The organism is Gilliamella sp. Pra-s52, from assembly GCF_009795805.1.
Taxonomy (GTDB): domain Bacteria; phylum Pseudomonadota; class Gammaproteobacteria; order Enterobacterales; family Orbaceae; genus Gilliamella.
The window spans coordinates 1-21892 of sequence record NZ_WTEY01000015.1 but is presented as its reverse complement, the minus strand read 5'-3'; the positions used below and the strand labels follow the sequence as shown (position 1 = coordinate 21892).

Annotated in this window: 19 protein-coding genes and 1 pseudogene; 13 read left to right on the top strand and 7 right to left on the bottom strand. The window is 35.3% G+C overall.

Translation table 11 applies throughout. The features are described 5' to 3' along the window. Positions 1-56 precede the first annotated feature (56 nt). From GQ594_RS09885 to asnB, 4 genes are all read left to right on the top strand, one after another. A complete protein-coding gene (locus tag GQ594_RS09885; protein ID WP_160412593.1) occupies positions 57-1694 on the top strand; it encodes an intermembrane phospholipid transport protein YdbH family protein in 1638 nt (545 codons plus the stop codon). 11 nt (positions 1695-1705) lie between these two features. Continuing rightward, entirely contained in the window at positions 1706-1891 is a 186-nt protein-coding gene (locus GQ594_RS09880) for a YnbE family lipoprotein (protein ID WP_160401154.1), read from the top strand. A 102-nt stretch (positions 1892-1993) separates the two neighbouring features. Continuing rightward, on the top strand, positions 1994-2338 hold the full coding sequence (locus GQ594_RS09875) for a YdbL family protein (RefSeq protein ID WP_160412595.1): 345 nt from the start codon (positions 1994-1996) through the stop codon (positions 2336-2338). A 163-nt stretch (positions 2339-2501) separates the two neighbouring features. Beyond that, positions 2502-4175 carry an asparagine synthase B gene (gene asnB, locus GQ594_RS09870; RefSeq protein ID WP_160401152.1) on the top strand — a complete coding sequence of 558 codons (1674 nt, stop codon included), beginning with the start codon at positions 2502-2504 and terminating at the stop codon, positions 4173-4175. Between the two features lie 73 nt (positions 4176-4248). On the opposite strand, the gene satP is transcribed toward asnB, so the two are convergent. Further along, the gene (satP, locus tag GQ594_RS09865; RefSeq protein ID WP_160401146.1) at positions 4249-4827 is read right to left on the bottom strand and encodes an acetate uptake transporter; all 579 of its coding nucleotides are present in this window, start codon (positions 4825-4827) and stop codon (positions 4249-4251) included. A 229-nt stretch (positions 4828-5056) separates the two neighbouring features. On the opposite strand from satP, the gene dnaK reads away from it, so the two are divergent. From dnaK to GQ594_RS09820, 9 genes are all read left to right on the top strand, one after another. Then, positions 5057-6976, top strand: coding sequence for a molecular chaperone DnaK (gene dnaK / locus GQ594_RS09860; protein ID WP_160412597.1), 1920 nt, complete (start codon positions 5057-5059; stop codon positions 6974-6976). Positions 6977-7104: 128 nt separating this feature from the next. Continuing rightward, the gene (gene dnaJ / locus GQ594_RS09855) at positions 7105-8238 is read left to right on the top strand and encodes a molecular chaperone DnaJ (RefSeq protein WP_160412600.1); all 1134 of its coding nucleotides are present in this window, start codon (positions 7105-7107) and stop codon (positions 8236-8238) included. Between the two features lie 377 nt (positions 8239-8615). Beyond that, on the top strand, positions 8616-10181 hold the full coding sequence (gene nikA / locus GQ594_RS09850) for a nickel ABC transporter substrate-binding protein (protein ID WP_160412604.1): 1566 nt from the start codon (positions 8616-8618) through the stop codon (positions 10179-10181). 214 nt (positions 10182-10395) lie between these two features. Further along, complete coding sequence (nikA, locus tag GQ594_RS09845; protein WP_202112562.1) at positions 10396-11961, top strand: nickel ABC transporter substrate-binding protein; 1566 nt, start codon at positions 10396-10398, stop codon at positions 11959-11961. A 26-nt stretch (positions 11962-11987) separates the two neighbouring features. After that, positions 11988-12932: a nickel/cobalt ABC transporter permease gene (opp1B, locus tag GQ594_RS09840; protein ID WP_160412608.1), complete on the top strand. Its 945-nt coding sequence runs from the start codon at positions 11988-11990 to the stop codon at positions 12930-12932. Next, positions 12929-13759 carry a nickel/cobalt ABC transporter permease gene (opp1C, locus tag GQ594_RS09835; protein ID WP_160401139.1) on the top strand — a complete coding sequence of 277 codons (831 nt, stop codon included), beginning with the start codon at positions 12929-12931 and terminating at the stop codon, positions 13757-13759. The genes opp1B and opp1C overlap by 4 nt, the downstream gene beginning before the upstream one ends. Further along, entirely contained in the window at positions 13756-14622 is an 867-nt protein-coding gene (locus GQ594_RS09830) for an ABC transporter ATP-binding protein (protein WP_160412611.1), read from the top strand. The genes opp1C and GQ594_RS09830 overlap by 4 nt, the downstream gene beginning before the upstream one ends. Continuing rightward, positions 14623-15402: an ABC transporter ATP-binding protein gene (locus GQ594_RS09825; protein ID WP_160412614.1), complete on the top strand. Its 780-nt coding sequence runs from the start codon at positions 14623-14625 to the stop codon at positions 15400-15402. 3 nt (positions 15403-15405) lie between these two features. Then, positions 15406-16731: an MATE family efflux transporter gene (locus GQ594_RS09820; protein ID WP_160412619.1), complete on the top strand. Its 1326-nt coding sequence runs from the start codon at positions 15406-15408 to the stop codon at positions 16729-16731. 302 nt (positions 16732-17033) lie between these two features. On the opposite strand, the gene GQ594_RS09815 is transcribed toward GQ594_RS09820, so the two are convergent. The 6 genes and pseudogenes from GQ594_RS09815 to GQ594_RS09790 form a co-directional block, all read right to left on the bottom strand. Continuing rightward, entirely contained in the window at positions 17034-17285 is a 252-nt protein-coding gene (locus tag GQ594_RS09815; RefSeq protein WP_160412622.1) for a hypothetical protein, read from the bottom strand. Between the two features lie 188 nt (positions 17286-17473). Further along, complete coding sequence (locus GQ594_RS09810) at positions 17474-18646, bottom strand: hypothetical protein (RefSeq protein ID WP_160412624.1); 1173 nt, start codon at positions 18644-18646, stop codon at positions 17474-17476. 150 nt (positions 18647-18796) lie between these two features. Beyond that, positions 18797-19342, bottom strand: coding sequence for a hypothetical protein (locus GQ594_RS09805; protein WP_160412627.1), 546 nt, complete (start codon positions 19340-19342; stop codon positions 18797-18799). 57 nt (positions 19343-19399) lie between these two features. Next, complete coding sequence (locus tag GQ594_RS09800; RefSeq protein WP_160412630.1) at positions 19400-20557, bottom strand: hypothetical protein; 1158 nt, start codon at positions 20555-20557, stop codon at positions 19400-19402. After that, the gene (locus GQ594_RS09795; protein WP_160412633.1) at positions 20557-21561 is read right to left on the bottom strand and encodes a hypothetical protein; all 1005 of its coding nucleotides are present in this window, start codon (positions 21559-21561) and stop codon (positions 20557-20559) included. The genes GQ594_RS09800 and GQ594_RS09795 overlap by 1 nt, the downstream gene beginning before the upstream one ends. A gap of 8 nt (positions 21562-21569) precedes the next feature. After that, positions 21570-21892, bottom strand: a pseudogene (locus GQ594_RS09790) (hypothetical protein); the annotation flags it as partial.

Here is a 21892-nt window from a genome sequence, read left to right as displayed (position 1 = left end):
CCGGATAATACAGTAATCCGGCAATACCCGTCCTTTGCTTAGTTGAGAGTTTAGATATGGCTCGCTTAAAAAAACGCTATTGGATTTTACTCAGTATTGTACTCCTCATTATGTTATTGAGCTTATGTGTATGGCAATATTGGCTATCATTTAAGGATAAATATCATCTATCGACAGATTGGCATGGCATCAGTGTGAGCTTTGATGGGTTATCTATTGATGAAATAACTGTTTCTCAACCATCGCAATACTCACTAACAGCAAAAAATTTACTGATTTCATTGTCACTGTTATCGGCCGATGAACTGGATATTTACTGGCAATCAGACGATAAAACAGTCATAGATACTACTCAAAAAGAAGTGGTTGAAACGCTTGATCAAAACCTTAATCAGGACGTTAACCAAGCTGGTGATGATGCGTCATCCATTTCGACGATACTTTACTGGTTACCATCAAAAATTCATGTTGATTCGTTAAAATTTTATACACAAAATAACGAGCAATTTAACGTAAAAATTGATATCACCAAACAACAAGATGTAATACAGTTGGTCATGTCAACTAATAGCCAATATGTTGCAAAACTGTCGGCTAATTTACAATTTAATACGACAATTAATACAACAGAGCCACGTATTGATATACAAAATGGACTTTTTACCACAACGGTACACCAATTTGGTATTGAAAATGGGCAACTAAATTTACCTTTCAGTGGTTGGATTAACCGTAAACGGTTAAGTTTATCCAGTTTAGATAATGCCTCTATTAGTTTAGCTAAAGCGAATTTTTTTGATGATCTTATCTTAGCTAATTCATCTGGGAATTTAACCTTTCAAGTTGAATCGGCCATTCCATTTGACAACAATCAATTATCTGCCACAACACAGCTTGTTATTAATAAACTCAATGGTATTTATAAAACCAGCGAAATAAAATCTGCGACAGGTAATATTAATTTTGTTGTGAAGAATAATCAGTTTACTATTTCGAGTCCAGCGTTGAATATACAAGAAGTCAACATGGGGTTATCTCTTGAAAAGATCAAATTAGCTGGGGAGTATTTTGCTTCAATTAATGCCCCCGATAAAGGAATCATTAGCTGGACTAAAGCCCAAGCGAGTATTTTTTCTGGTCTTATTTTTCTTGATAAAAGCAAGTTGAATTTGGCGAAATTACCTCAACAATTAAATTTAAAGATAAAACAGATACAATTAAAAGATATCTTTACTCAATATCCAGCAGAAGGGTTAGCTGGCAGTGGCGCGATCGATGGTAACTTACCGATTACATTATTGGCTAATAAGAAAAAAGGTGGCACAATCATCGAGCCGGTTATAAAAAAAGGTCAATTAACTACCACTCAAGATGGATATTTACAATTTGAAAACTCAGCGCTTAAAAGTTACGTACAAAGTAACCCAAACATGAAAATACTCGCTGATATTATTAAAAATTTTCATTATACTAAACTATCAGGAACTGTCGATTATGCCAATGACATTGCCAAACTAGGATTAAATATTCAAGGAAGCAATTTAGATGTTGAAAATGGCAAAGCAGTTAATTTAAATATCAATCTTGAAGAAAATATCACTAAATTACTTATGAGTTTACAGCTATCTGATCAAGTTAGTGAACCTATTCGTAAACGTATAGAAGCACATTTAAAAAGGAAATCTTCAAAATAAGAGGTTATTTTATGGTACGAAATGTTATGGTAATGATGGTATTAGTAGGAACGTTACTTGGATGTTCACCTACTGTCAAAGTTCAAGCACCGAGCGAACCGATTAATATCAATTTGAATGTTAAAATAGACCATGAAATTAATATTAAGGTTGATAAAGCGTTAGATAATATCATCAATAAATCAGGATTATATTAGATTGATCGGTTTGATTGTGTAACACAAAATACTCGGTATTAAAAATTTTTGTTATTCATATTTAAATTAATAAAATATGATGTACTTATTAAGGAGTTTATTATGACTGTCTCTAAAAAAGCAATAATAGCATTATTATCAACTGTTTTATCCTTTTCTGCATTTGCATTAAATCTAGAACAAGCGATGGGTTCATTAAGCCAAGCTAAAGCGCAAGGTATTGTTGGTGAACAAGCTGATGGCTATTTAGGTGTAGTAAAAAATGAAGGTAATGCTACCGAAATTGCACAGCTTATTAATCAGGCCCGTAAAGAACAGTATCAAAAAGTATCAGTCGAAAGTAATGTTCCTTTAAGTGAAGTAGAAAAAAAAGCAGGCATTAAAGCGCAAGAAAAGACCCCAACAGGGCAATATATCAAGCGACAAGGTCAATGGTTAAAAAAATAATTAACGCTTTTATTGTGTATTAATAATGTGTATGCTGTTTGTTTAAATATTTATTCATAATATTTTTTAGATTGAATAAAAATAAAAAATGGTATGAAATTTTTATCTAATTAGTTTTTACTTGTAACAGTATCGCTTATGCGATTTAAAATGGAGAAAATCAATGTGTTCGATTTTAGGTATTCTTGATATTAAATCAGATCCAGAACAACTACGAACAAAAGCATTAGAGCTATCATGCCTACAACGTCATCGTGGTCCTGATTGGTCTGGTATTTTTGCTTCTGATAAAGCTATTCTTGCTCATGAACGTTTATCAATTGTAGATGTTAATACAGGATCTCAGCCGCTTTATAATAAAGATAAAACATTAGTTTTAGCAGTAAATGGCGAAATTTATAATCATCAAGAACTCCGAAATCAGTACAAAGATCGTTATGAATTTCAAACAGGATCTGACTGTGAAGTGATTCTAGCTTTATATCAAGAAAAGGGTATAGACTGTCTTGATGAATTACAAGGTATGTTTGCATTTATCCTTTATGATATCAACAAAGGTACCTATTTTATTGGTCGTGACCATATTGGTATTATTCCAATGTATACTGGTCATGATGAAAACGGCACATTTTATGTTGCATCTGAAATGAAAGCTTTAGTCCCTGTTTGTAAAACAATTGAGGCATTCCCTCCTGGGTGTTACCTATCTAGTACTGAAGGTGAAATCAAAACCTACTACAAACGTGACTGGATGGATTATGACAACGTTAAAGATAACAAAACTGATATCAATGAGCTTCGCGTTGCGTTAGAAGAGTCAGTAAAAAGTCATTTAATGTCTGACGTGCCTTATGGCGTTTTATTATCCGGTGGCCTTGATTCTTCGGTTATTTCAGCCATTACTAAAAAATTCTCAGCGCGCCGTGTTGAAGATCATGAAAAATCAGAAGCATGGTGGCCACAGTTGCATTCGTTTGCTGTCGGTTTAAAAGGTGCACCTGATCTTAAAGCTGCGCAAGCGGTCGCCGATCATCTAGGTACAGTTCATCACGAAATTAACTTTACCATTCAAGAAGGTATTGATGCAATTCGTGATGTGATTTATTTCATTGAAACTTATGATGTCACCACCATCAGGGCTTCAACACCAATGTATTTAATGGCTCGTAAGATTAAAGCGATGGGTATTAAAATGGTGCTTTCTGGTGAGGGTGCTGACGAAGTGTTTGGTGGCTACCTCTATTTCCATAAAGCCCCAAATGCCAAGGAATTCCATGAAGAAACTGTACGCAAATTAGCAGCGTTACATATGTATGATTGTGCGCGTGCAAATAAAGCGATGGCGGCATGGGGTGTGGAAGCTCGAGTTCCATTCCTTGATAAAAAATTCCTAGATGTTGCTATGCGTATTAATCCAAAAGATAAAATGTGTGGCAGCAATGGCAAAATGGAAAAGCATATTGTTCGTGAAGCATTTGAATCTTACTTACCTGCATCAGTTGTTTGGCGTCAAAAAGAGCAATTTTCTGATGGTGTGGGTTACAGCTGGATTGATACATTAAAAGAGATTGCGGAAAGTAAAATTACCGACCAACAATTAGAAAACGCTAAATTCCGCTTCCCATACAATACGCCAACTTCAAAAGAAGCCTATATGTATCGTGAAATTTTTGACGAATTATTCCCTGTCGAAAGTGCTGCACATTGTGTTCCAGGTGGTCCAACTGTTGCTTGTTCTACCGCTAAAGCAATTGAATGGGATGAATCGTTCAAAAACCTAAATGACCCATCTGGACGTGCGGCAGTAGGTGTGCATAATGATGCTTATAAAAAATAATTGGCTTATTGCCTAATAAAAAACGGGGATTAACCCCGTTTTTTATTATTAAAAATTCAGTTAGGTAAATTAATTAATGCGAAGCGCCTTTAGGTGCACCAATTGGTAAAATAGTACGTCCGTATTGTTCATTAAGTACTTCTGCCATGGCAAGATAAATAGCACTTGCGCCACAAATAATACCTTCAAAACCAGCGATATGGATAATACCATGGTTACCAGAAATATTACCAATAGCTAATAAAGCAAATAACACTGTCAAACTAGCAAAAACAAATTGTAAAGCACGATTTCCTTTTAGCGTACCAATAAACATAAAGCCAGTAAAAATACCCCATAAAGCAAGGAAAATACCAACAAAAGTCGCATCAGTTGGTGCTGTTGCTGGTGAAGTTGGTAAATACCAAATACCTACTAACGCAATCCAAAAGAAACCATAAGAGGTAAATGCTGTTGTACCAAAGGTATTGCCTTTTCTAAACTCTAGAATACCTGCAATCACTTGAGCAAGACCACCATAAAAAATACCCATTGATGCAATCGCCGTCATAACCGGGAAAAATCCTGCATTATGAATATTTAATAAAATTGTTGTCATACCAAATCCCATCAAACCAAGAGGGCCTGGATTTGCAAGTTTTGCTTGTTCCATAAAGATCCTATAAATTAATTTTGATAATGAAAAAGAGCGGCAATGATAAGTGTTGAAAAGGCTATAATCAAGATTTAAGAAAATTATTTTTTTGTTCCCCTTGATATTAACAATAACGTTCCCATTTATGTGAAAACAAAAACATTTCTTGTGGAATTTAAGGGCTTGAAAATTAATATTTAAGACCTATATATAAGAAATAAAATACAGGTTTTGAGGAGAATAGATTATGGGTAAAATTATTGGTATTGATTTAGGTACAACAAATTCATGTGTTGCTGTAATGGACAACGGTCAAGCAAAAGTATTAGAAAACGCAGAGGGTGATCGTACAACTCCTTCCATCATTGCTTACACACAAGATGGTGAAATCTTAGTTGGTCAACCAGCAAAACGTCAAGCAGTAACCAATCCACAAAATACATTATTTGCGATTAAACGTTTAATTGGACGTCGTTATGAAGACGCTGAAGTACAACGTGATGTTGGTATTATGCCGTATAAAATTGTAAAAGCAGACAACGGCGATGCATGGGTTGATGTTAAAGGACAAAAAATTGCTCCACCACAAATCTCAGCTGAAGTTTTAAAGAAAATGAAAAAAACAGCAGAGGATTACCTTGGCGAAGCAGTAACTGAAGCGGTTATTACTGTTCCTGCTTACTTTAACGATGCACAACGTCAAGCAACAAAAGATGCTGGTCGTATTGCTGGTTTAGAAGTTAAACGTATTATCAACGAACCAACAGCTGCAGCACTTGCTTATGGTTTAGATAAAGATGTGGGTAACCGCACTATTGCTGTGTATGACCTTGGTGGTGGTACATTTGATATTTCTATTATCGAAATAGATGATGTTGATGGCGAAAAAACATTTGAAGTGCTCGCAACAAATGGTGATACTCACTTAGGTGGTGAAGATTTTGACTCACGCTTAATCAATTATTTAGTTGACGAATTTAAACGTGAACAAAACTTTGATTTGAAAAATGATCCACTTGCAATGCAACGCTTAAAAGAAGCTGCTGAAAAGGCGAAAATCGAATTATCATCAGCACAACAAACTGATATTAATTTACCTTATATCACTGCCGATGCTAGTGGTCCAAAACATCTTAATATTAAAGTGACTCGCGCTAAACTGGAATCTTTAGTTGAAGATTTAGTAAAACGCTCAATGGACCCAGTTAAAACTGCATTACAAGATGCTGGACTTTCTGTATCTGATATCAAAGATGTTATCTTAGTTGGTGGTCAAACTCGTATGCCAATGGTACAAAAAGCCGTTGCTGACTTCTTTGGTAAAGAACCACGTAAAGATGTAAACCCAGACGAAGCCGTTGCCGTTGGTGCAGCAGTACAAGGTGGTGTGCTCGGTGGTGATGTAAAAGATGTTTTATTACTTGATGTAACCCCATTATCATTAGGTATTGAAACCATGGGTGGCGTTATGACAGCCTTGATTGAGAAAAACACAACTATCCCGACAAAGCATAGTCAAGTGTTCTCAACAGCTGAAGACAACCAATCAGCGGTAACGATCCACGTATTACAAGGTGAACGTAAACGTGCCAGTGATAACAAATCGCTAGGTCAATTCAACCTAGATGGCATTCAAGCTGCACCTCGTGGTATGCCACAAATTGAAGTGACTTTCGATATTGACGCTGATGGTATCTTACATGTATCAGCGAAAGACAAAAACACGGGTCGTGAACAAAATATTACTATTAAGGCTTCATCAGGTTTAAGTGAAGAAGAAATTCAAAAAATGGTTAATGATGCGGAAGCTAACGCTGATGCAGACCGTAAGTTTGAAGAACTAGCTCAAATTCGTAACCAAGCAGACCACCTTGTTCACTCAACTCGTAAACAAGTGACTGAAGCAGGTGATCAGTTATCAGCTGACGACAAAAAAGCCATTGAAGATGCAGTAAGTGCTTTAGAGGTTGCCGCTCGTGGTGAAGACAAAGCCGAAATTGAAGCAAAAATTAATGCGTTAATGGAAGCGTCTAAAAAATTGCTTGAATTAGCACAACAACAAGCTCAAGCAAGCCAAGGTGCGGGTCAATCTGCAGGTGGAAACACAGCAGCAGAAGATGACGTTGTTGATGCTGACTTCAAAGAAGTTGATGAAGATAAAAAATAATCATTAATTAATATGTTTTTTAATGCGTTATTTCAACAAATGTTAAACATATAACACATTAAACGGGCACGAGGTCACCTCAAGCCCGTTTAGTTGTTTATGAAAAGAGATAAAAATAAAGGTTAATTATGGCGAAGAAAGATTATTATGAGACATTAGGCGTAAGCAAAAATGCCAGTGAAAGTGAGATAAAAAAAGCCTATAAGCGCCTAGCAATGAAATATCACCCTGACAAAAATCAGGATAATAAAGCCGAAGCCGAAGCAAAATTTAAAGAAGTCAAAGAAGCTTATGAAATTCTAACTGATCCACAAAAGAAAGCGGCTTATGATCAATATGGCCACGCCGCTTTTGAACAAGGTCATGGTGCGGGTGCCGGTGGATTTGGCGGTTTTGGCGGATTTGGTGGTGGTTCTGCCTTTGATGATATATTCAGTGATTTCTTTGGCGGTGGTCGTGGTGGCCGACAATCATCATCTCGAGGTGCAGATTTACAATACAATATCACACTAACACTAGAAGAAGCCGCATCAGGTGTTGAAAAAGAAATCAAGGTCCCAACTTGGGTAACGTGTAATACTTGCCATGGTCAAGGCACAGAAAAGGCTTCTGATGTTGTAACGTGTAACACTTGCCATGGCTCTGGTGCTGTTCAAATGCGACAAGGTTTTTTTGCAGTACAACAAGAGTGCCCAACTTGTCATGGACGTGGTAAAGTTGTAAAAAATCCATGTAAAAAATGTCATGGTGAAGGAAGAGTCGAAAAAACTAAAACACTTTCTGTCACGATTCCTGCCGGTGTTGATACAGGTAACCGTATTCGACTTTCTGGTGAGGGCGAAGCTGGCTTAAATGGTGCGCCAGCAGGTGATTTATATGTACAAGTACAAGTGAAATCACATGCTATTTTTGAACGTGATGGCACGAATTTACATTGCGAAATTCCAATTAACATCGTATTGGCATCGCTTGGCGGTGAAGTGGAAGTGCCAACCTTAAATGGTAAAGTTAGCTTGACTATTCCAGCAGAAACCCAAACAGGTAAAATGTTCCGCTTAAGAGGAAAAGGTATTAAATCAGTACGAAATAGTGCCGTTGGGGATCTTTATTGCCATATTGTGGTTGAAACGCCAGTGAACTTAACCAATAAACAAAAAGAGTTACTCAAAGAGCTAGGCGAAAGTTTCAAAGCCGATAAAAATGCTAAACACAGTCCCAAGGAAAAAAGCTTTTTTGACAAAGTGAAAAAGTTTTTTGGTTAACTTGATATAGCTATAGTGCGGTTGAACAGGAAAATAAATTGTTCAACTGCATACCCGCTAAACATTAAAATTCTTCTCTCTGTCACACTAAATTAAATTCTTTTATCTAATAAAAAATTTCTATAAAAATTGGTCAGGAAAGGTGTTGATTTTATTGAAGTTTTTGTTTTTATTAAAATCAAATAGTTCTATAAAATATAGCAAGACGCTGATATTTTACAAATCATAAAAGCCACAAATAGTCTCTCTTGATAACAAACATTTTAATAACCAATACATCATTAGTTTTATTGAACTTAAAAGTTGAATGATATTTATTATCATTTTTGACTGTGTTACTATTTTTAGCTTGATAATTATTGATCAATGGGGGTTGCATGTATTTTAATTTTAGTCGTATAAAATCTTTACTCATAGTCTTATTCTTAACAACCATGAGTATTAATTGTTTTGCTAAGGATGATATTACTTTTGCCAATTCACGCGATATTCGTGATTTAAATCCTCACCTTTATTCTGGCGAAATGTGGGCACAAAATATGATTTTTGAGTCACTTATTCATTATAATGAAGATGGTACCTTTTCACCTTGGCTGGCTGAAAGCTGGGCCATTACTAACAACGGTAAAACGTATACGTTTAAGTTAAGAAAAGATGTCACTTTTAGTGATGGTGCTAAATTTGACGCCCATAGCGCAAAGCTAAACTGGGATGCCGTGCTGTCAAATAAAGTACGCCATACTTGGCTTGAAATGGTACGCCTAATTACCGAAATCAAAGCCGTAGATGATTATACTTTACAAGTTAACCTATCAGAACCTTACTACCCATTCTTGATTGAAATTGCCGTTACAAGACCAATGCGCTTTATTTCACCAAACTCTATGATTGATGGTGAAACTAAAAATGGTGTTAAATCTTATATTGGTACAGGTCCTTATATTTTAGGCGATCATAAAAAAGATCAGTATGCTATTTTTAATGAAAACCCTAACTACTGGGGCACAAAACCACAAATTAAAAAGGTCACAATGAAAGTGATTACTGATGGTCAAAGTCGTTTGATGGCGCTTGAAAAAGGTGAAATTGATCTCATTTACGGAAAAAACGTAGTTGATGCCGATTCATTTGAACGATTTACTAAAATGGACAAGTTTCAAACATTAATGTCGAAACCAATTTCGAGCCGAATCATATTAATGAATACAACAAGACCACAACTTAACGATGCCAATGTGCGCCGAGCCATTGAGCATATCATCAGTAAAAAAGATATTTCAGAAGGTATTTTTAATGGCAGTGAAGCGCCAGCCGATACCTTAATGGCAACCAATATCCCTTATGCTAATATCGGGTTAAAACCTTATGAGTATGATACCAACTTAGCAGCACAATTACTTGATAAAGCGGGTTGGGTTAAAGTGGATGGTGAGCATTATCGTCAAAAAGAAGGGAAACCGTTCGAAATTACTCTTTACTATGATAGCAACACAGCCTCGCAAAAAACCATTGCTCAATACATGCAAAATGAATTTGAAGAAATGGGGTTAAAAATGAATATTCACGGTGAAGAAGAGCAAGGGTATCGCGATCGTCAAAAAGCTGCTGATTTCGACATGGTTTTTGATCTTTCTTGGGGGACACCTTATGATCCGCAGTCTTTTTTATCTGCAATGAAATTGCCTGTCTGGGGTGACTATATGGCGCAACAAGGCTTAGCAGAAAAGGCTAAAATTGATGCAAGTATTAGCAAAGCGCTTATTTCCACCGATGAACAAGAGCGACAAGCGCTTTATCGTTATGTATTTGAAACGCTCCATAACGAGGCGGTATACATTCCTTTAACTTACGAACGTAATCGTGCAATTGCAATAAAATCATTAAAAGGCATTGAATTTGCGCCGTCACAATATGATATTCCATTTGATAAAATGCATTTTTAATTGGCTAATTTGGTTTATCAAGCAATAAAAAATCTAATGATGATACTAACTCTTATTGGTATCATCATTTATTCAATTTTCACTAGCTCCAATTTATCATTTTAATCATGATGATTTTTAAGATGTTTTTTATTAAAGTAACCAAATGATATTTATTATCATTTGTGTGTATGCTACTATTTTAGCTTTGATAATGATAATTAATGGATTTTGTATGCATTTTAATTTTAGCTGTATAAAACGTTTATTCATTGCTTTGCTTTTAACAACCATGAGTCTTAACTGTTTTGCTAAAGATGATATTACTTTTGCAAACTTTCGTGATATTCGTGATTTGAATCCACACCTTTATGGTGGCGAAATGTGGGCGCAAAATATGCTTTATGAGTCGCTGGTTCATTACAACGAGGATGGTACCTTTTCGCCTTGGCTTGCTGAAAGCTGGACTATTACTAACAACGGCAAAACGTATACGTTTAAGTTAAGAAAAGATGTCACTTTTAGTGATGGTGCTAAATTTGATGCCCATAGCGCAAAGCTAAACTGGGATGCCGTGCTGTCAAATAAAGTACGCCATACTTGGCTTGAAATGGTACGCCTAATTACCGAAATCAAAGCTGTAGATGATTATACTTTACAAGTTAACCTATCAGAACCTTATTACCCATTCTTGATTGAAATTGCCGTTACAAGACCAATGCGTTTTATTTCACCAAATTCTATGATTGATGGCGAAACTAAAAATGGCGTTAAATCTTATATTGGTACAGGTCCTTATATTTTAGGCGATCATAAAAAAGATCAGTATGCTATTTTTAATGAAAACCCTAACTACTGGGGCACAAAACCGCAAATTAAAAAAGTCACAATGAAAGTGATCGCTGATAACCAAAGCCGTTTGATGGCGCTTGAAAAAGGTGAAATTGATCTTATTTACGGTAAAAATATGGTCGATGCTGATTCGTATGAACGATTTGCTAAAATGGATAAGTTTCAAACATTAATGTCAAAACCTGTTTCAAGCCGAATGGTTTTGATGAATACAACAAGACCACAACTTAACGATGCCAATGTGCGCCGAGCCATTGAGCATATCATCAGTAAAAAAGATGTTTCTGAAGGTATTTTTAATGGTAGTGAAGCCCCAGCCGATACCTTAATGGCAACCAATATTCCTTATGCCAATATTGGACTAAAACCCTATCAGTACGACACAAAATTAGCAGCACAACTACTTGATAAAGCGGGTTGGGTTAAAGTGGATGGTGAGCAATATCGTCAAAAAGAAGGTAAACCGTTCGAAATCACCCTTTACTATGATAGCAACACAGCTTCGCAAAAAACCATTGCTCAATATATGCAAGATGAATTTGAACAAGTTGGTTTAAAATTGAATATTCACGGTGAAGAAGAGCAAGGGTATCGCGATCGCCAAAAAGCCGGTGATTTTGATATGGTTTTTGATATTTCGTGGGGGATGCCTTATGATCCGCAGTCTTTCTTATCTGGCATGAAGTTGCCTGTTTATGGTGATTATATTGCTCAGCAAGGCTTAGCAGAAAAGGCTAAAATTGATGCAAGTATTAGCAAAGCGCTTATTTCCACCGATGAACAAGAGCGACAAGCGCTTTATCGTTATGTACTGGAAACGCTTCATAACGAAGCGGTATACATTCCTTTAACTTATGAACGTAACCGTGCGATTGCTATTAAGTCACTAAAAGGCATTGAATTTGCGCCGTCGCAATTTGATATTCCGTTTGATAAAATGCACTATTAATTTGTTGATTTTATTATTTAATAATAATGTTAAATTATATTTTCAAACGTCTAATTATGATGATACCGATTCTTATCGGTATCTCATTTATCGCATTTTTACTGATTAATTTAGCACCTTCAGATCCTGCCGAAGTTGCATTACGCCTAAACGAAATTATGCCAACACCTGAAGCCATTGAAAGTATGCGCCAAGAGCTTGGTTTAAATGAACCTTTTTGGTATCGTTATTTTAACTGGCTGTATAATGTCTTTCATCTCGATTTTGGTCGCTCATTTACTCATCGAGACAGATTTGTTTGGGATGAGATGATCCGCAGTTTAAAACCAACACTTATTTTAGCTACATCGTCCTTTGTTTTTACCCTTATTATTAGTTTAGTTTTTGGCATACTCTGCGCCATTTTTGCTAATTCTACGTTTGATCGGATTTTGCGTATCATTATCTTCTTAGGTACAGCGATGCCAAGCTATTGGCTTGGGTTATTATTTATTTGGTTATTTGCCAATTATCTTGATCTATTGCCAACTAATGGTTATGGTTCTTGGCAAAACTTAGTTTTACCTACAATGACATTATCGTTTGTATATATTTCTACTTACATTCGCTTTATTCGTAATAACATGATTGAAAACATGCATAATTATTTTATTTTTTATGCTCGTAGTCGTGGGTTAAAAGAACGCACAATTATTTTAAAACATGTGTTAGTCAATTCATTACAAACCACCATCACCGCATTAGGTATGACCATTCCGCAATTAATTGCGGGTTCGTTTGTTGTTGAGTATATATTTTCTTGGCCAGGGCTTGGGCGGTTGTGTATTTCTGCAATAATGAATCGAGATTACCCTGTTATTCAAGCTTATATCTTATTGATGGCTATTTTATTTGTTGTTTGTAATTTTATTGTGGATGTTTTACACCTATTACTTGATCCACGATTAAAAGAGAGTGGTAGCCTTTCATGAACCAACTTAAGCAACTGTTCAAAAATAAAATAGCATTATGCTGTTTAACGATTATTGGTGTGATTATTGTTTTAGGTATTTTAGCCCCTTATATTGCTCCATTTGATCCAAATAAAGTTCGCATTGTGCGCAAATATGCATCGGTTTCTGCTCAGCATTGGTTTGGTTGTGATCATTTAGGTCGGGATATCTTTTCTCGGTTACTTTATGGCATTCGCTCAACGCTATTTTTGTCGATATTGACCATGGCAATAACAATTGTTATTGGAACGATCATTGGGCTTATTTCAGGCTATAAAAGAGGTAAACTTGATGAATGTATTATGCGCCTTTGCGATATCATGCTTTCTTTTCCAAGTCAGGTAATGATACTAGCCATTGTCGGCGTGCTTGGGGTGGGTATTGAAAACGTAATTATTGCTAATATTGTTGTCAAATGGGCTTGGTATAGCCGAATGATTCGTAGTTCTGTAATCAAGTATAGCCGTAAAAACTATATTCTTTTCTCACGCACAATTGGTGCTCCTCATTTTTTTATTATTCGGCGCCACTTGCTACCTAATATAATGTCTGAACTTGTTGTGCTTGCTACACTCGATACAGGGTGGGTCATTTTAAACATTTCGGCACTTTCTTTTATTGGATTAGGTGTACAAGCACCCACCGCAGAATGGGGATTGATGTTAAGCGAAGCCAAAAACGTAATGATTCAGCACCCGATGCAAATGGTCTTTCCGGGGATGGCTATTTTGATTGTGGTTGCTGCATTTAATATGCTAGGGGATTGTTTGCGAGATATTTTAGATCCAAAGGAAAAAACAGCATGAGTGACACATTGCTTACAGTTAACAATCTCACCGTAACACTAGATAACTGCAAGCCACTATTAAATAATATTTCATTTCATCTAAAACATCATCAATGTTTAGGTATTGTTGGTGAAAGTGGTAGTGGCAAAAGCTTAACATGCAAAGCGATTATGGGATTGTTAGAACCTTATTTTTCAGTTCAAGGGCAAATCCTGTTTTCACCCCAAAAAATACGACTTAAGTTACAACAAAATGGCGATTTGTTAAAACAAAACAACGAAACATTACGTTTCATTCGTGGTAATGTGATTTCGGTCATTTTACAGCACCCAATGAGTGCTTTTGATCCGCTTTACTGTGTTGGTAAACAAGTTGTTGAAACGCTATTGGCTCATCAACCAACCACTAAAAATCAAGCCGTAACTAAAACGCTTAATATGCTAACAGATATCGGTCTTGATAATCCTAAACAAATTTATAATCGATACCCTCACCAGTTAAGTGGTGGTATGCTACAACGAATAATGATTGGTATTGCTCTGATGCTTGAACCCGAGCTAATTATTGCCGATGAACCAACAACTGCATTAGATTCAATTAGCCAATTTCATATTCTAAAAATATTTGAACAAATTAAACAACAATCCAAAACATCCATGATATTTATCTCACATGATTTAGGCGTTATTCACCATATAGCCGATCACATTTTGGTAATGAACAAAGGGACCATTGTGGAACAAGGAAGTCGAGATCATATTTTTTATCATTCTAAAAATGATTATACTCAATATTTAATTAATGCTCGTAAGCAATTATTAGCCAAATTTAATTGTGTTGTTCAACCCAATTATATGACACCTAATTCGGAGACAATCTAAATGCCACCGTTATTACAACTTGAGCATGTAAAAAAATCGTTTTTACAACCCAATCAAGGCTTACTTGGTCGCAAAAAAATATCGGTAATTAATGATGTCTCGTTTTCATTATATCAAGGTCAGTGTTTGGGGATTATTGGGGAAAGTGGCAGTGGTAAAAGTACCCTAGGTAAACTGATTTTAGGGCTTGAAAAGCCAGATAGTGGAAACATTTACTTTAATGGATTTGATACATCTCAACGCATTTGGCGAAAATCATCAATGCGGCGTGATATTAGTGCCGTATTTCAAGACTATAATGCATCAGTTAACCCTTATTTTACTACCGCTGAAATTATTGCCGAACCTATTGATATTTATGAAAAAACATCAAACAAAGAACGTCAAAAACGAATTGATGCACTGTTAGAACAAGTCGGGTTAGATCACTCTTTTTATCACCGCTTTCCTCATGAAATGAGTGGCGGTCAATTGCAACGGATTTGTATTGCACGGGCGATTGCTTGCTCACCTAAATTTATTCTATTTGACGAAGCAGTCAGTTCGTTAGATATATCAGTACAAACTCAAATTTTATCTTTACTTGCCGATTTACAAAAACAGCTAAACCTGACCACGATTTTTATCACTCATGATTTAACGACCATCACTTATTTGTGCGATAAGGTAATCTTTTTTTATCAAGGACAAATTGTTGAGCAGGTGGATAATATTTCTCAATTAAGCCAAATCAATCACCCTTATTCTAAACAACTTCTTGAATCTATTTTAGGATTTTAGATTATGACCCCATCTTCAAATTCAAACAAACAATACCATTTTAAAGACTACCTTGCGCTAGTTATCCCCTTTATTATTTCAACAATCACAACGCCATTGCTTGGCGTGGTTGATACTGCTTTAGTTGGTCACTTACCTAATCCTGCCTTTATTGCGGGTATTGCTGTGGGCACCGTGATTTTTAATACTATTTATTGGCTATTTGGCTTTTTACGAGTCAGCACCACAGGGTTTTCAGCGCAAGCATTAGATGATCCTATTTTATTAAGATCCTCGCTTATTCGTCCGCTTTTTATTGCCATTTTATTAGGTATTGTTTTTATTATTTTTCAAAGCCTAATATTTAATACCGCCATGCAACTTATAAAACCAAATGAAGAAGTAAAACACCACGCCCACACCTATTTTACTATTCTAATTTGGGGGGCACCTTTTGTTTTAATCAATTATGTTTTAGTGGGTTGGTTAATGGGCATGGCAAAAATAAAAGCGGTTTTGTTTTTGCAAGTATTCATCAATTTACTTAACATTGTTATGGCTGCCACGTTTGTTTGGGGTTTTCATTTTGATATTCAAGGTGTCGCTTTTGCTACGCTTAGTGCACAAATCATCTGTACACTATTGGGCATTTGGTTTATTTATGCCTATCTACCCAAAACCGAGCAAAAAACAGATTTCAAAGCCATATTATCTTGGCAATCTTTAAAAGGGGTAATTTTAGTTAATACCAATTTAATGATTCGAACTATCTGTTTACTTATTGTTACCAACCATTTTATCTCTATTGGCTCTTGTTTTAATACTGAAGTATTAGCCGCTAATGCGGTTTTATTTCAAATCCACTATTTAATGGCTTACTTATTTGATGGTTTTGCCAATGCATCGAGTGTTTTTAGTGGTAAAGCTAAAGGAACAAAAGACATCACGTTATACAATCAAACACTACGTTGGTCATTGCTATCATGCCTTATTTGTCCTGTTGTTTTGATAGCGATTTGGTTGGGATTTGATTCAATGATTATTCGGTTGCTCACTAATCAAACCGACATTATTAACCTATGTACTGAATATCAATACTGGCTTATTGTATTCCCTATTGTGGTTGCTGGCGGGCTTATTTATTATGGCGTATTTTCGGGAATTAGCTATACATCGTCTATTCGTGACTCAATGATTTTAGCGCTATTGCTATGGTTCATTGCACAATATCTATTTGTACCCATTTGGGGCAATCATGGGTTATGGCTCTCTTATATTTTATTTAGCGCAGGGAGAACACTCTTTTTAGTCATCTGGATTAAAAAATCCCAAAATAATATTATGTTTTAAAGTCATCTAACATACGCAATAGGTTTAGCTATTGCGTATGTTAATATCAAATTAAGTGTAAGTAACAAAACTTAAAGACACAAATGCCATCTATTTTTGTTTTTTATTAATAAGATTTTTGTCAAAAATCGGTCAGTAAAGACATTGATTTTATTTAAGTTTTTTTGGCGATTTTTCCGAAAACGCCATAAAAAAGCCAGCTTTTGCTGTACTATTTTAAGGGATAGTTACAGTCTTTGCATAAGGTTTTCCCACTGTCGTATCTGATGTTGCTTCTTTTTCCAGTAGCTTTGCTTGTTTCGCTATGCCAAGAAATGTTTTGTCTTCTTCAGGGGGGGACTCGCTTCTGCTTGTGTTTGAGTAATATAACTTGGTAAGTCTTCACAGGTGAAACATTCAACATGTAAATGGGGGCAGAATTCTTTATCGTTTGAACCCTCTGGCAAAGTGTCTATATCAATATACTTACCATCTTTATCGGTTTTTTTAGTAATACCTTTATTTTGGTTATGACCTATATGCCCCACTAAATCACCCGCTTTAATCCGATACATCAAAGCTCTTTAACAGGAATGCTAGCTTCTGCTTCTTTTAATATCAATACGATTTTGTATTCTGTCATCTTTTTCATATTCAAATTCTCTTTTACTTTTATCGTAGTGCATTTCCTACTTTTGGGTTGTACTATTTTAGGGGATAGTTACATATTGATTCTCTGCTAAAAAATGCTTTATTCCATTATTTATTCTGAAGTGACAAGATCTTTTATATTTATTTTATGAAAACCCAAACATTCATTAAATTTTATTTCTAACTCTTTTTTATAAATAACTTTAACTGGGTTTAATTCATCATATGTAATATTTTCCATGCTTTTTTGTTTATAGTTGTATTTCACCCAACCTAATACAGCCAACATTCCTCTATTTTTATTTTTTTCAGTATCAGAGTCATAGACTTTGAAAAAAATTGAATCATCATTAACTGAAATATCATATAAATCGATAGTTAATTTTTCTCTTGATGTTACTTCTGGAAGAAAATCACTAGTTTTAATTATTTCTTCAAAAACAGATACACAATCGATCGATTTGGCATTTACATTACATGTTATGCTTAAAATTATCAAAATTTGTAAAACAAATATTATTGTAACTTTAATTTTTTTTGCATTTTCTTCCTCTATTTTATTAACAATTCTTGGAACAATTTTATTTAATATATTTTTATAGGCTTCTTGAACAACAGAGTTGGTTGAATGCCAACGAGCATAATTACCATTATATTTATTAATATAAAAAACTAAATACTCCATTGCAGCTAACACAGAAGGGAAAATTATAAACTCTTTAGGTCTATCTTTTATTTGAGCATTTCCTCCCTGCTTGCTCAACCCAACATTTTCAAATAAATGTGTAGTTCCTATAGGAGTATAATTTGGATTTAATAAAAAGAACTCTCTATCCCAGCCATAATATGGAGGTGAACCAAAAGACTCCATTCCTCCTGTTCCTGTCTTCTTATATTGTAAAGATTTAAAATGTGCAGTTTCAGAACGATACATTCTTTCAATTATTATTGCCATATCCTTACCATACTTTTCGTATATAGCCCTTAAAGCGAGTTCTGCATTTTCTAGAGTATAATTTCTTATAAGATTAATTTTCTCATTAAAATAATCCATCATCGCTACTGGATGGATAAACCATGCCTTGCCATCAGCGCTAAGCGTGGCAGGTGGGGTGGTGTCTGCTGCGGTGGTTGTGGTCTTCGTTGCCTCGCCATTTTCTGGTTGCGTGTCGTTTTGTTGCTTTAACTTGGCTAAGCCTTTAGCTACATCATCCCACCACAACATCTTTTTTATCTTCTCTTTGGTCTTTTCCCAAGCTGTTACTTGTTTTTCTAATGCTTCCATTTTGGCATAAAATTCAAACTGCGCTTTAGTCAGCTTTTTCGAGGGTGATTCTTTATAATCAGCAGGAAAACGGCTTATTTCTCGTCTTAATGTTTCAAACCCTTTCGCTTCAGGCGAGTCCTTTGCTTTACCGACACTACTTAAATATGCCTAGAATTTTGCTTCATCACCCGTTTGTAAATAACCTAATAGATTTTTAGCATCTTCGGTCATCTCGCTGTTTAATTCTTCCCATTCCGGCAGTTTGCCCTCTGCATCAACGTTACTGTACCATTCGCTTTTATAATTGATTAATAAGCGACTTAATGCCAAGTACAATATCGGTTTATTCACAATACCTTGAAAACTCGCTTCTTTTATACTGGTATATTTATGTTCTTCAACAAGGTATTGTTTATCAAGAATGGATAATGTTTCTTTTATCGTTGGTTTATATCCTGATAAGGAATGGTTGTCTTTATTGCGTTTTAGGGATTTGTCTGCGTCAAGGTAGATGTCTTTTAATGTGCCCGTCTCTTTTATCTGCGTAAAATCAAACCAATCCCAACAACATACCCTTTTAGCGCCTTCGCCATTCACTAACACCCAACCACTTCTTTTTCGGTTTTTATCATCAAGTACATCAACTTTTAACCATAAGTTATCTTGTGCATCTTTTGCTTTGTTGTCCCCTGCCAAAAACTTAGTATCATTCATATTGACCAAGGATGCCATCTTGCCCTAAACAACGAGTATGTTGTAGTTTTGGAATGATTAAGGATTAGGATGAAAATCATCAATTTGATCTCGCCATTCATTGTAATCCCAAACAACAATCTTATTTTTTAACTCAGTTAAATAGCTTCGTGCCGCTTGTTGTTGTGCTGAATTAAGGACTTTTTCTAAACGTGTTTGAATTTCCTTATTATATTCCCAAACAGGGGGAAGTTGATAAGCATGCCAAGCCAAATTGTTACCTAGTTCTTCTATTTTTTGTTTTGCATAATCACTTAATAACGACCACGCATAGGCTTTAACAATATCATGCTCACGGCCTAATCCATATAAATAGGCTTCAGTAACCCGTAATATACCAATAATCGAGCTATGCTCCGCCATTAACTGCGCATAATCAATCGACAGTTTTAAATCTTCTGATTTTAACGTTTTGCGGTATTCAGTTAACTTATTCAGTTGTTTATATTGCTGATTTTTATAGTGACGCCCTTGTTGAAATAACATTCTGGCTATCAAACCTTCGTAGCAATGGTAGCCACCTTCAATGGCATAATTGAGATATTCAATACTTTTTTCTAATTGTTCATCTTTGCATAGTCTTGCTATTCCTTTTTCATCAAATCCACAAGGCGCATAATGACCACTTTTACGATAAGCAAAATAGGGATATTTTAAATCAGCAAATTTATTCCATAAATAACCTCTCATTTTTATACTTCTAAACACTTTAGGTTCAACTAGTCGGTTACCGGCATTATCCACTAACTGATCGCGATATTTACGCATAAACTCGTCAAAAGACATCATGATACCATCTTTTTTTCCCCCTCCATCATACAAATCTTTCCAATGAAGCAGATCATAATAATAAGGCATCGCATTTTTATCCCATTGCCAAGCATGTTTAATAAGTTTTACTAATTTTTCAGGATTAGCTACCCCAAAAAATACGTCATCGTCAAATGCGGATTCATATAGTTCTTTAGCTTCGTCTATGCGTAATAATTCATTTTCAGGAATAGTTGAAGTATAAATTGTATAGTCCATAATTGTAGTTTCCGGTTGAACAAGGTTATCATCTAAATTTAATGAATTATCAAAATAAAAATACACAATACCAATAATCAAACAAAAACCAATAGCTATAGTGATTTTCTTTAGGATTGATTTTGTTGTTTTGGTAAGATGATGCATTAAAGATACTCCAAATCATTTTGATTAAAAACATCCACTTCCACAATACGTGGTTCTAACGTGCCATTATTAAATACCCGACAAGGGAGAATTTGATTTTTAGAGGATAATTTTTCAATTTCTTGGTAAATGGGGTATAGCTTTGGAAGCGTTGAGTTTTGAATATCGTCATTATTTTCATATTTATTTTTTAATTTTAACACTTTAGTTTTGGTTTTTCCCGTCAATAAAGCATATCCCCATAGCACACCATCAGAATGAATTTGGGCTATTGCGTTGAAAACCCGATTGGAGCGATAGCAATATTGTTTTGCTTCTTCTTCAGCTGATAGATCTTTATTTGAATCAGGCATCCCCCCTATTCCTCCACCAATCAAAATATCATTGAACTTTGTAATATTGGTAGCAAAATTACCATAAGTCACTTGCCCTAAACAACGGGTTTCTTGTAGTTCAGAGATAGTTTTCGCTAGACAAATTTGATTCTCTATTTTTGTTACATCAAGGGTATCTTCATAAGCCGCCCCCCGACAGGAGTGTAATACAAAAATCCCTTCATGAGGATGCCAAGGTAAACGTTCCATATTATCTTTTTTATTAAAATAAATTTTGTTTTTCCCTTCTTCACCTCTAAAATTCAACGCTTCTTCACCACCATGTCCAAAATAATGAACTTGCCATAAATCGTACTTACACGCTGTTTTAGGCGTTGTGAGTTCATTATATAACTTAGTCCATTCTGTTTTAAATTCGGGCGGATGCTCAAAACCTTTTATGATTCGAATTTCGGCATCGGGGTATTTTTTTTCTAATCGCTTTTTTTTATTAGTAGCAGCCTTTTCAAAGTCTGCTGCGCCATCCCCCCCATACGCAAATAACACAAATAACGGCGTTGGCACATTTTTTAATACGACTTCTTTAATGGCTACCTCGCCATTTTCAAGTTTACACGTTTGGGCTGTAAAAACGTTGCACCTTTGTGTATTTTCATTATCATTTGGCATATTTAAACTTACCTACTAATTAATTCCAGTGTGATGGTTTCATTTTCATCCACAGAATGAAATGCTTGTGTATATCCATTTTTATCGGTTTGACCTTGCACCTTTTTGCCATTGGGGAGTGTAGCAATGTAACGTTCATTGGCGTAGATTTTTCCTGATTTATCTTTACATATAAATTTAACGGCATAATCACCAATAATGTCGGGTAACGATAAATTATCAATATTCATATCTGCCCCCCCCATCTTCTGCAATACATTACACTTAAGATAGATATTATCCTGTGTACCCAGTTCGATACCTTCGCTGCTGATTTTGATATAAGAGCCAC

Coding starts and splice junctions, on each gene's coding strand:
- GQ594_RS09885 (WP_160412593.1), top strand. CDS start 57: ATGGCTCGCTTAAAAAAACGCTATTGGATTTTACTCAGTATTGTACTC.
- GQ594_RS09880 (WP_160401154.1), top strand. CDS start 1,706: ATGGTACGAAATGTTATGGTAATGATGGTATTAGTAGGAACGTTACTT.
- GQ594_RS09875 (WP_160412595.1), top strand. CDS start 1,994: ATGACTGTCTCTAAAAAAGCAATAATAGCATTATTATCAACTGTTTTA.
- asnB (WP_160401152.1), top strand. CDS start 2,502: ATGTGTTCGATTTTAGGTATTCTTGATATTAAATCAGATCCAGAACAA.
- satP (WP_160401146.1), bottom strand. CDS start 4,827: ATGGAACAAGCAAAACTTGCAAATCCAGGCCCTCTTGGTTTGATGGGA.
- dnaK (WP_160412597.1), top strand. CDS start 5,057: ATGGGTAAAATTATTGGTATTGATTTAGGTACAACAAATTCATGTGTT.
- dnaJ (WP_160412600.1), top strand. CDS start 7,105: ATGGCGAAGAAAGATTATTATGAGACATTAGGCGTAAGCAAAAATGCC.
- nikA (WP_160412604.1), top strand. CDS start 8,616: ATGTATTTTAATTTTAGTCGTATAAAATCTTTACTCATAGTCTTATTC.
- nikA (WP_202112562.1), top strand. CDS start 10,396: ATGCATTTTAATTTTAGCTGTATAAAACGTTTATTCATTGCTTTGCTT.
- opp1B (WP_160412608.1), top strand. CDS start 11,988: ATGTTAAATTATATTTTCAAACGTCTAATTATGATGATACCGATTCTT.
- opp1C (WP_160401139.1), top strand. CDS start 12,929: ATGAACCAACTTAAGCAACTGTTCAAAAATAAAATAGCATTATGCTGT.
- GQ594_RS09830 (WP_160412611.1), top strand. CDS start 13,756: ATGAGTGACACATTGCTTACAGTTAACAATCTCACCGTAACACTAGAT.
- GQ594_RS09825 (WP_160412614.1), top strand. CDS start 14,623: ATGCCACCGTTATTACAACTTGAGCATGTAAAAAAATCGTTTTTACAA.
- GQ594_RS09820 (WP_160412619.1), top strand. CDS start 15,406: ATGACCCCATCTTCAAATTCAAACAAACAATACCATTTTAAAGACTAC.
- GQ594_RS09815 (WP_160412622.1), bottom strand. CDS start 17,285: ATGTATCGGATTAAAGCGGGTGATTTAGTGGGGCATATAGGTCATAAC.
- GQ594_RS09810 (WP_160412624.1), bottom strand. CDS start 18,646: ATGGAAGCATTAGAAAAACAAGTAACAGCTTGGGAAAAGACCAAAGAG.
- GQ594_RS09805 (WP_160412627.1), bottom strand. CDS start 19,342: ATGAATGATACTAAGTTTTTGGCAGGGGACAACAAAGCAAAAGATGCA.
- GQ594_RS09800 (WP_160412630.1), bottom strand. CDS start 20,557: ATGCATCATCTTACCAAAACAACAAAATCAATCCTAAAGAAAATCACT.
- GQ594_RS09795 (WP_160412633.1), bottom strand. CDS start 21,561: ATGCCAAATGATAATGAAAATACACAAAGGTGCAACGTTTTTACAGCC.